The organism is Nostoc sp. (genome assembly GCF_036917155.1).
GTDB lineage: Bacteria > Cyanobacteriota > Cyanobacteriia > Cyanobacteriales > Nostocaceae > Nostoc.
On sequence record NZ_JBALDZ010000009.1, the window covers coordinates 1 to 10,554 of the forward strand.

General features: G+C 41.5%; 12 protein-coding genes. 4 read left to right on the forward strand and 8 right to left on the reverse strand.

The window, feature by feature from the left end; translation table 11 throughout:
• Positions 1–462: 462 nt before the first annotated feature.
• From V7K67_RS01075 to V7K67_RS01085, 3 genes are read right to left on the reverse strand one after another with little or no spacing between them, the layout of a single operon-like run.
• On the reverse strand, positions 463–711 hold the full coding sequence (locus tag V7K67_RS01075) for a hypothetical protein (protein ID WP_335164873.1): 249 nt from the start codon (positions 709–711) through the stop codon (positions 463–465).
• A gap of 18 nt (positions 712–729) precedes the next feature.
• Complete coding sequence (locus V7K67_RS01080; RefSeq protein WP_335164875.1) at positions 730–1,197, reverse strand: AAC(3)-I family aminoglycoside N-acetyltransferase; 468 nt, start codon at positions 1,195–1,197, stop codon at positions 730–732.
• A complete protein-coding gene (locus V7K67_RS01085; protein ID WP_335164877.1) occupies positions 1,124–1,315 on the reverse strand; it encodes a hypothetical protein in 192 nt (63 codons plus the stop codon). Before V7K67_RS01085 ends, V7K67_RS01080 begins: the two co-directional genes overlap by 74 nt.
• A gap of 790 nt (positions 1,316–2,105) precedes the next feature.
• On the opposite strand from V7K67_RS01085, the gene V7K67_RS01090 reads away from it, so the two are divergent.
• From V7K67_RS01090 to V7K67_RS01100, 3 genes are all read left to right on the forward strand, one after another.
• Positions 2,106–3,005 carry a Tll0287-like domain-containing protein gene (locus V7K67_RS01090; protein WP_335164879.1) on the forward strand — a complete coding sequence of 300 codons (900 nt, stop codon included), beginning with the start codon at positions 2,106–2,108 and terminating at the stop codon, positions 3,003–3,005.
• Positions 3,006–3,464: 459 nt separating this feature from the next.
• Positions 3,465–3,791, forward strand: coding sequence for a hypothetical protein (locus V7K67_RS01095; protein WP_335164881.1), 327 nt, complete (start codon positions 3,465–3,467; stop codon positions 3,789–3,791).
• Positions 3,792–4,124: 333 nt separating this feature from the next.
• The gene (locus V7K67_RS01100) at positions 4,125–5,258 is read left to right on the forward strand and encodes a heavy metal-binding domain-containing protein (protein ID WP_335164883.1); all 1,134 of its coding nucleotides are present in this window, start codon (positions 4,125–4,127) and stop codon (positions 5,256–5,258) included.
• 189 nt (positions 5,259–5,447) lie between these two features.
• Here the strand turns inward: V7K67_RS01100 and V7K67_RS01105 are convergent, their stop codons facing one another.
• Positions 5,448–6,326, reverse strand: a complete 879-nt coding sequence (locus V7K67_RS01105; protein WP_335164885.1) for an NmrA/HSCARG family protein — start codon at positions 6,324–6,326, stop codon at positions 5,448–5,450.
• 130 nt (positions 6,327–6,456) lie between these two features.
• Between V7K67_RS01105 and V7K67_RS01110 the strand changes: the two genes are divergently transcribed.
• Complete coding sequence (locus tag V7K67_RS01110; RefSeq protein WP_335164887.1) at positions 6,457–7,374, forward strand: LysR family transcriptional regulator; 918 nt, start codon at positions 6,457–6,459, stop codon at positions 7,372–7,374.
• Between the two features lie 7 nt (positions 7,375–7,381).
• Here the strand turns inward: V7K67_RS01110 and V7K67_RS01115 are convergent, their stop codons facing one another.
• The 4 genes from V7K67_RS01115 to V7K67_RS01130 all read right to left on the reverse strand — a co-directional run bounded on the left by V7K67_RS01115 (position 7,382) and on the right by V7K67_RS01130 (position 10,344).
• The gene (locus V7K67_RS01115) at positions 7,382–8,644 is read right to left on the reverse strand and encodes an AIPR family protein (protein ID WP_335164889.1); all 1,263 of its coding nucleotides are present in this window, start codon (positions 8,642–8,644) and stop codon (positions 7,382–7,384) included.
• Between the two features lie 179 nt (positions 8,645–8,823).
• Complete coding sequence (locus V7K67_RS01120) at positions 8,824–9,258, reverse strand: sunset domain-containing protein (RefSeq protein WP_335164891.1); 435 nt, start codon at positions 9,256–9,258, stop codon at positions 8,824–8,826.
• A gap of 42 nt (positions 9,259–9,300) precedes the next feature.
• Entirely contained in the window at positions 9,301–9,651 is a 351-nt protein-coding gene (locus tag V7K67_RS01125) for a phospholipid-binding protein (RefSeq protein ID WP_335164893.1), read from the reverse strand.
• A gap of 234 nt (positions 9,652–9,885) precedes the next feature.
• Positions 9,886–10,344, reverse strand: coding sequence for a phosphatase PAP2 family protein (locus tag V7K67_RS01130; RefSeq protein WP_335164895.1), 459 nt, complete (start codon positions 10,342–10,344; stop codon positions 9,886–9,888).
• Positions 10,345–10,554 lie beyond the last annotated feature (210 nt).

Genomic DNA, 10,554 nt, shown 5'->3' on the forward strand with positions numbered 1-10,554 from the left:
CATGGATTAACTTCTGCCTTTAATTGCTGTAACCCCTTCACCCATTCTATTTTGCCTGATTTCAGCAACTAATTACCCCTGTGAACGGTTACAAACATCCACTCTTTATTTTTAATTTTGTTTAAGTAGTTGTCGGCGTATTGAAAAGCTGCTGACTTATCGTATTTAGCTATACTAAGTGCTTGCAACAGTACTTCTAAAGGAATTGCCACCTGTGTGAGCTTTTCGGCTAATATTACTGACTCTTCTTCTGTTGCTGCTACTGTCGCTTCTAATGGTTAAAATTTTATTTGCTTATTTATACGGTTATCTAACAGTGTAGTATCAGTCATAAATGCACCTTCAAAACTTGTATAATGCAGTTTTACTGAAAGGCAGCAAGAATGAATCCGTGTTTATGCGGGACTTATTAATCAGCTAACTTTATGAATCCGCACAATTGCTGTAGCGAGGGCATCTTGATTAAAAATCTTGTTCGCTATCTTTTTCCAAGATGGAAATTAATTCAAACACTCGCATATTTTCTCCCGTCCAAACTTGATCTAGTAACCGCAAATTTTCAAGAGTTAGGTCGCTCTCTTTCATTATTGATACATTTGCTTTGCCCAGTGCCATCAACAAATCTTCAAATACCACTAAGCCATTAAACTCCAAGCCTTGAATCTCGGCTGATGCTAAAGCTGACAATCGCTCACCACAAATCTCAATCATGAACCACTCAGATCAGCATTAGGAATTGTCATTATCGCTATTAACTGCGATGTCGAAATGCAATACGTCTTCGCGATCGCCCAGCTTTGTGTAAAGTTTAATGGCTGGCTCGTCACCGATATCCGCCTGGACGAAAATGACATAAGCTCCATAAGCTGCTGCTACTTCCTTCAGCTTCTGAATTAATGCCGTTGCGATCCCCTGCCGTCGGTGTGCGGCGGCAACAGCTAGATCGTAGATGTAAATCTCGCTGCGCTCCTGCTCGAACTTTTTAAGCTCGTAGGCAGTAAGACCGCCAACAACCTCACCTTCTTTCAATGCGGCGATCGCAATGAAGTAGTCACTATCAAGCAGTTGCCGCAGGTAGTCTGTACTAGGTGGATTCCCGTAGGTCTCCACCTGATCGAACGCCTCACCAAAGGTCGCTAATAGAGCTTCCATTAACGCAACGTCCTTCGGCACAATCTGTTGAATGCTTAAGTTCATTGGTATTAGCGATCGCCTGTTCGATGGCAAAAGCTGGAATTGCTGTCTCGATTGCTTTCAGTACGTCACTACTTTGTATATCTGGAGACACCAATAAGAAATCTTTGAGATGCACCACACGCTCATTTTCATTCTTGGGACAATGCTTAATTTACAATACTTTCAGCCCTAACTGAACCGTATTGCTCTATGAGTCGATTTCGGATTTCTACTCAAGCAGCGCGAGATATTGAGGATGCATGGAAATATAGGACTAATATTTGATTTTTGCAATACGCGCAACAAATCTGCCTGGTCGTGGTTTACTCAATTCCTTAAAGTACAATTTTTCCATTTCGGCATAGTGACCCCTTTCACACTATTTGTCTCCCCGCAAGGCATCTACTTTAAAAAAAAATGTGAACCTGAATCTGGAACCCTACAAAGTTATTTTGTAGTTATTAGGACTAGCCCTTTCAAGGTGACTCGTAAAATCTCTGTTTTTCTCTCTGCACTCTCTATGTCTCTGCGGTTTAAAGTAATTTATTTAACTACAGAGACGCAGAAAACACAGAGTTAAGAGATTAAAGAGGAATTTTTTGAGCAAAATTTTTACTCACCTTGAAAGGGCTAGTCCTAGTTATTTACATTCCTCGATGAAAATCCACCTCAACCTGCCCTTACAGATAAGACATAACTCTTGTACTTTTATCTAGAAAGGCAGAAGGCAGGAGGCAGGAATTTCAGTTGGAATACTGTTTTCTGCTCTCTGTCCGTGACCAAAACGAACTTGCGGTTTAAGACCCCCACTAAATTTAAAATTTGGTGGACCCAATTAAGTACGGTGTTGAATCCCCTACAAAACATTGAACCTTCAGCATAGCTGCCCTCTGCCTCCTGCCTTCTTCAATTCCACCTATTCTAAGAGCATGTTAAAAAACTTAAAATTGAGACAAAAATTTACAATTTTGCTACTCGTAATTCTTGTAGTAGTTATGAGTTTAAGTGGGTTAGCTCTTTCTGCATTGCTGAGGCAGAATGCGACAAATGAAATAGCCTCAAGAGCTTTAACACTCATTGACACAATGACTTCTATACGTGAGTACACACTTACCCAAATCTATCCAGAACTCTCTTTGAAACTAGAAGAGAAGTTTTTGCCCCAAGTTGTATCCGCATACTCAGCACGAGAAGTTTTTGAAATTCTACGAAAAAAACCAGAATATCAGGATTTCTTTTATAAAGAAGCAGCACTAAATCCTACAAATCTTCGGGATAAAGCTGATAGTTTTGAAGCAAACATTTTAGAGCGTTTTAGAAAAGAAAAAGATTTAAAACAGGTGAATGGATTTCGCTCACTTTCTATTGGCGACGTATTTTATATTTGCCGTCCGCTATCAATTAGGCAGCAAGCTTGTCTTCAGTGTCATAGTACTCCTGAGACTGCTCCAAAAACTATGATTGACCTTTTTGGAGCAGTCAATGGATTTGGTTGGCACTTAAATGAAATTGTAGCAGCTCAATTTGTGTCTCTACCAGCAAGTAAAATCATCCAAAAAGCTCATCAATCCTCTTTATTAATAGTAGGACTTGTCTCTGCTGTTTTTATAGTAGTAATCCTTTTGGTTAATATCTTTTTGAATCGACAAGTTATTCTTCCTCTTAAGCGCATAACTCGTATTGCCGAAGAAGTGAGTACAGGACATTTAGAAGTTGATTTTAAACAGGTTTCTAATGATGAAATTGGAAATCTTGTCAAAGCTTTTATACGAATGAAATTAAGTTTAGAAATGGCAATGAAAAGAATTAGGTCTCATACCAATTCTTGATGAAGCTGCGCTAAATATTCTGATTTTTTTCCTCTAAAATACAATACGCTTGGGTTAAGGGCCACTGGCAAAAATTTTGGGTTTTCGAGACGCGACAAATCGCCGTCTCTACAAGTGTTTTGGTCTTATCTGAACTGTATTGGTCTTTGGGGTGCATTTATCGGAATTGCGACGTTGTTTATTAAGCCCGGTGTGACTGTGGCGGCGATTGGGTTGGGTTTTACGGCTGGGGTGTCTGGGAAATTATTGGTTCAAAAAGGGGAATAAACGTCTATAATGCGGTGATAGTAAAGTTTTCCTTTTATTTTTTGGTATTTCCTTAACTTTCCTTGCGGTAGTGGATGTAGTAGAGTCCGTGGAAGTATCCTATTTAGTGGAAATTGGTGGAATCAGGTTTAACAGTCGATGTACACTAGCTCATAATTTTATTTGTTTATTAAAGATAAGGAATAAATACTTATGTCTGATTTTGAAGCACCAAATAGATTAGACCGTATTGAAGTATTGGCTATTAGGAATACTGAAGCTATAGCAGCACTAACCACTAAGATTGATAATCTGACTGATAACGTAAATAATTTAACAAATAATGTTGACCGTGTATTAAGTCGTAGTGCAGTTTTAGATAATGTATTACTTGAACTACGTGATAGTCAGGAACAGCAACAAAGAAATTTTGAAGAACATCAACGTCATTTTGATGAACATCAAAGAACCACTAACGCTGCGCTAAATAGCTTAGAAGCTATCTTAGTACAGTTGATAAGAATATTTCCCCAATCCTAAGTCAGCAGTAAAGATAACCTGCTTCTAACCCTTGCTTTCACGTAACTATTTTTTTAATTTTCCTTTAACATTTAGCAACATTGACAAAGATATCTAATGAGCGCACAATAATTCGACTAGCCTTTGTCGCCCGTTCCATTCTGAATATCAACTTTATAAGACTATTCAGTTTTTCAGTCTCAAGAAGTCCGTTGCGGTACAGCAATGCAACCCGAATGGGTAATAGCTGAAGCCCAAGCCCCAGCTTATCCCTTGATAATCAGTTATAAATGACTAACTCCCCATTTTGAACGGGGTCATTATACACTGATCTAAATTACTGGAGTCAAAGGCATGGTTGCAATCAGCGGACTCTCTGGCAATGAAATCTTTTGTCTTCGACAACAGGGTATGTATCCGGGAGATTTAGTCATTGGAAACAGTGTCTTTTCACTGGGACTAATTGGGGGAATTTCATCAGGACTCAAAACCATTGTTGGCGGAGAAGTCTCTGAAATTACTAGCATCATTCATGAAGGAAGGCAAAAAGCTTATGCCCGAATGTTGGCTGAAGCAGAAAAGCATGGCGGAATTGGCATCACAGGCGTTAACAATGATTTAGTGCAACAAGTCGGCAACGTAGAATTCCTCTCCATTGGCTCCTGTGTTCACCAAGGTGACGAAAAATCTGAAAAATTAGAATTTTCTACCTCTGCCGACGGACAGGAACTCTACTGCCAAATTGATGCCGGATTTGTACCGAAAAAGTTTGTCTTTGGCAATGTTGCCTACTCCATTGGAGTCGGCGGTGGAATACTTGGCTCCCTCAAAAGTTTAAAACGTGGAGAAATTAAAGAATTTTCCTCTATATTCAACCAAACCCGTCACTTAGCCTTAGAGCGAATTCAGTCTGAAGCCTTAAATATAGGTGCTAATGCTGTGCTTGGAATTCAGACATCAATTATTCCCTTTGCCGGGATGCAAGAGATGGTAATGATTGGTACTGCATCAAACCATCCTGCTCTTACAAGAGCATGGTGTCAAAGTCCTATTACCAGCGATTTAACTAATCAGGAAATGTGGAATCTGATCAACCTGGGTTATATGCCTTTAAAATTGGTTTTGGGTGTTTCCGTATATTCTCTTGGTTTTGTTGGAGGAATCACATCCGCATTCAAGTCCTTTGTACGTGGTGAAATTAATGAATTAACTACATTAATTTACGAAGCACGCGAACAAGCCATTGCCAACATCGCCACTGATGCTCGTAATAGTGGCGCTGACCTCGTTGTTGGGATTAAAACTTATGTTTATCAGTTAGGTAGTGGAATTATCGAGTTTATGGCTATCGGCACTGCTGTCAAAAAGCTGCCAGGAATTACCACTCACTCTACTACTTTAATACCACAAGCAATCATTTCAGATCGAGACACCTTTGTAAACACTGCTGAAGGTACTCTCATGACCAAATTAAATCAACCCTCATAAACATCCATTTGGCTAGAAAAAATAAAACTCGTCCCAGTTTTTATTCAGTACGAGTTTTATTCAAAATCACCTTCAAAATCAATAGCGTCAAATAAATATCGTTCAATGTTTATGTCTGATTTTTAGGTCATTGACTGAAGAATAGTAAATTGTGTCAATTCACATTTTTGACCTGACATAGGACGCGCTTTAATCTGGTTTTGTCCAGTCGTGGTCGCGCAGATAGGATTCAAAGTCGCTTGAGGAAGGAAAGTCACGTTTCAACTGTGCTAAATCCGCTCCGTAGCCGACATTCTCAAACCAGCGATACATAATGGTCACTTCCTCCCCAGCTTGCTGCTCAAACGCTTCAAACGGAATTTGCTGGTATTCGACGGTTTTGCCCAACACGAGGCTGAACGCGGCAGCGATTTCTGGCATGGTCATCTCCACACTGGCGACTTCGATTTCGCGGTTCAAGAACTCGGCGGGGCGATCGAATACCTCAGCGACCATTGCTCCGTAATCTTCTTCAGAAAGTTGCTGCAATTTTGTTTCAGGACTGAGCGGTTGGGAGAGCGTGCCCTGCTCCACCATTGGACGCATTGAGGCGTAGTTGTAAAAGAAGAAAACTGGACGCATGATTGTGTAGGGCAAGCCCAGCGAGCGAATGTACTCTTCGACTTGAAATTTACTGTCGAAATGGGGAATGCCCGTGTTGCGTTCGGCGCTGCCCACAGAACTGTAGACGAAATGCTCGACACCTGCCGATGAAGCTGCGTCTGCAACGCTTTTACCATCTCGGATCTCGGCTGATAATCCGCCTTCTTTGAGAAAAGTCTGCAATGAAAAAACACCATAAGCACCTTGCAGAGCGCGATCAAGCGACGCGCGATCGCTGAAATCTCCGGCAACGAGTTCTGCCCCCGCTTGTTCGAGTGCATGAGCGGCGGACTTGTTTGGATCGCGCACAAAAGCACGTACCTTGAAGTTACCGCGCTTTAAAAGATGACGCGCCACTGCGCCACCCTGATTGCCCGTGGCTCCGGTGACTAAGATAATTTTTTCTGCTGTTGTTTGCTGTGTCATGTCTGTTTTTTTAATGCTGTTTGTGTATTTGAAATTTATCTTGTCTAAACAGTAGCTTGTGCAGAAAAAAAGAAAAAGTAGTTAAAATTCAAAACAGTTGTGCAAAAAATTCAAAGATGCGTTTCGGTTAATGGACAAGCTCAAAAGCCTGATGATTTTTATCCGCTCCGCTCAATCTGGCAGCTTTTCGGAGGCAGCACGACACTTAGGTATGGCTCCTTCAGCCGTGAGTCGAGCCGTATTGCGCTTGGAAGATGACTTGGGGGTGCGCTTGCTCCAGCGAACAACTCGCAGTTTGACCCTGACCGAAGATGGCAACCGATTTTATCAACGCTCTGAGCAAATTCTCAACGATTTGGAAGAAGCCGAACTCGAAGTCAAACAATCGCAATCAATGCCGCTTGGAACATTGCGGCTCGATCTGAGCTTTGTGTTTGGCAAAATACATATCGCTCCGGCTCTGCTGCAATTTGTCACACAATATCCAAAGCTCAATCTGAATGTTTCTTTTAACGATCGCGTGATCGATCTGATTGAGGAAGGCATTGACGCGACAGTGCGGATTGGAATGAGCAGTGATAGCCGTTTAATCATGCACCATCTGGCAACTGCACGCTACATCACTTGTGCCTCACCGCAGTATCTCGCTCAGTATGGCACGCCCACAATACCCACAGAACTTTTGCAGCATCGCTGTGTCAACTTTATCTATCCACAGACTGGGCGAGAGCCTAAATGGAAGTTTGAACAGGATGGAAAAGCGATTGACCTTTGTGTTGAGAGTTATCTGCGATTCGATAATTCAGAAGTCATTTTAGAGGCAGTCATTCAAGGAGCCGGTGTAGTTCAATTTCCTAAATTTATCGCAGCCAAAGCGATCGCGCGTGGAGACCTCCAACCAATTCTTCAATCCTACGCGACCCAAATTGGATTACCGATCTCCGTGTTGTACCCGCAAAAACGCTATCTCTGTGCTAAAGTTCGCGTCTTTGTTGAGTTTATGACAGAATTAATGGCTGCATTAAAGCGAGTTGATATTGTAGATTGAAAGCTATTTATTTAGAGACAGTGGTTGCGTTGAGTCCATTACTTTTCCCTTTTCCCCTCTTGTTTGCACCTTCTGTCACCTTCGGTTCTTCTTCCTTACTGGAATTGACCATTTTCATCAAGTGCTGATTTAGATAACTCTGCGCTGATATATACAAACTTTCCCAAATCTCTTGATTACGGCTGATTTTTGTACCGACTGTATTTCCTGCTGTTTTCTCCGACACCAAGTATTTGCGGAAGTAGTTATTCCACAAGTGTTGCAGGAAATCTTCGGCAAATTCGTTAAACGGCAGAATCCATTTATAGTCTTTGTCTAGAAATACCCGATATGATGCGATTATCGGTAGTGCTAAGTCGGTTGGCGCACCAAACCCAAAAGAATACTTGCTGTCAGGCAATAACGTCGTTTTACGTATATCTATTGAAGCTAAATCGTTAGCACCCTTTCTTCTAGGATTGCTGATATAGTCTTGGATTATTTCGTACAGTCTTTGCTCTATCCACAGAGCATGAGTTAGCAAAGGCAGTAAAGCGGTTAATCTTTCTCTTTCTGCGTCTGTGATGTTACTCGGAAGACTCATTCCTACTGGGTGTTTGGTTCGTTTATTGCCGTCTGGGTTGTATTTATTTCTGTCGAGGCAGTAAAGCAGCTTGAGCAAATGGGTGACATTACACTGGGCATTTCTAGGAGCGCCGCTTTGGTTTTGATAATAAGCGATGCGGAATTTCCTATCTTCCTTCTGTTCTAACTGGGCTAAATACTGCTTGATGAATTTGTAATCACCCCTGGCGTTGACTTTGGAGCGAGAATCTACTGGCGTTGTCGTATTTGAAGCTAGAGCTATATCTTTGGCTGATTCTTCAGTCAGCCCGATGTGAATCGTAACTTTTACTCTGGCTTCGGTTAAATTGTAGTTGTAATTTTTCGCTTGCTCAAATGCTAAAACTGTGTGACCACCGTTAATAATGCCATCACTACCGCCCTCGTTAGCTTCTAAGACTTCTAGCTCCAGTTCAGTTTTGTTCTTGATAGGCTTAACTTTATTGGCTGACAGAACGATTCCACTGTGACGAGAGAAGAATTTTTCGGGTTCGGTTGTCAGTGAGTCGAACATTTGTCTGTAGGTCGCGCTTTTGCGGTTCGGTTCCCGGATATTCGGTTCTAGCGGCAGGTCTATAGGGAATGAGTCTACATGGGCGGTGGCGATGATGCAATTGGGGTTGGCTTGAAAATATTTATCTATCTTTAAGTTCCAAGTCTTGGGCATACTTGATTTTTGAGGAGAGTAATTTCTATGTTAACCAAAACCATTACCCTGATATCGCTTGCCTGAAAAATGCTATTCGGTATTTAGTTACAATGCATGGCGTTTAATTGCCAAAAGCAGCGAATTGGTATAACACTAAGTGATAACTCTAAATAATTGGGAGTTTAAGGAGTGCTTTGTCACTTAGGCGCACGGAAACCTGCCTGTTGTGCTGTTGCTGAGTCTTTAAAACAAATATCCGGCTTCACTTTTTCATAATCTAAAGTTTTGGGTAGGTGATAAATGTTGCCTCTCTTATTCGTAATCTTGCCTTTTACCTGTGCATCACTTGGGCAAGTTGTTTGGTTTTGTGGTTTCACCCCGAGATTTTGTGCTGCTGCTAAAACTGCTGTTTTATTCTCCGCCGATGCTGGCTTCTTAGAGCTAGAAGTTGTATTTCCAGGGATAGGACTAGCTGCTGTACTAGAGGCAGGATTAGCTGGAGCAACAGCAGTTGGTGTTTGAGGCGTAGTGGTAGTAGATTCTTCAGGTTTTTTACCACAGCTACTTAGCATCAGCACTGTAAATAACGTCACTACAATGCTCAGTTGACGAGGTTTAAGTTGATTGTTCATGCGGTTAATTCTCTAATATTTAATTATTTAATTCCCAATATTTTATGCGATACTGACTTCATCGCTCTGCACATCAGTAGCGCCACTCACCCCTCTGGCAGTCTCCACCAATTGTGCCAATATCTCTTGTGTTGCTACTTCTCCCTTTAAAACTACGCTACTTCCTAACTGAGCAACATAGATAGAATCAATCTCATCAAATTGTGAATCTTCGTCAAAAGCTAGGGCGACTCTTTTTGCTAAACCACTTTGGTCATATTCTCCATTTAGTCCGACTCGTTCCAGAGGAATAGTTTCCCCCGATTCGGAATTATCAGCAATTAGAGTCGGATCTGGGTTAACTTGAGCATCTTCTGGCTTTTCCTGTCCAAACAGTCTTTGTAACCAACCCATAACTGTAATCTCTCTGCGAATATAGATTTAAATACAGTTAATTATTGCACTGATCTGCGCTATAAACGCTCAACAGCAGTCTCACAGTTCTAAAATCAGTCACTGTCAGGTCTGTTATCTGAATCTATCAGTGCTTAGTACGATAAATTATTTGACCACAACAAAAAATTATCAGTCAACCCATGCATAGACCAATGTTGCATGAGTTCTTTGCGATTGAACGTACTTTGTTTACTATCGATATCTCCGGCGAACTGGATGTGAGTTGATTAGGAAACTGACTCCAACTGTCCAGCCTAATGCCACCATCCATCCGGCTAATACATCACTTGGATAATGGACTCCTAGATACAAACGTGTCCAACCAATTATTAAGACAAACAGGGTTCCTATAATCACAACAAACCAACGCCAACGGCTGTTCCAACTCAAAATAATCAAAACTGCCACCAAAGTCATACTAGCCATCGCATGACCACTCGGAAAGCCATAATCAAATTCTGGAGCAGGTGTTACCCACAGATGAGGACGTGCCCGGTGCAGCAACCGCTTCACTGTCTGATTAATGATTATACTGCCCACCGAGGCTGTGAGTAAGAACTCTTTTGCACGCCACCTTTGTCGAATCAGCAACAACAGCGAAATCATTGCTGCTACTGGAAATACACCCCAAAACACTCCGAGCTTTGTCAAGTATGAGACAAAAACATCTAGTTTCGGTTGAGCAGTGCTGTGAATAGCTAATAATAGGAGAACATCAAAGGGAAATCCACCTTGTTTCCAAACATCCTCTGCTAAGTCCCCAAATACCCTAGCTATCTAATTGGTATTTCAGGGCTTGAGACTCAAGCACAGAGAGAAGTTCGGTATGTTGATTGACTAAACCTTGTATTGCGGTAATTG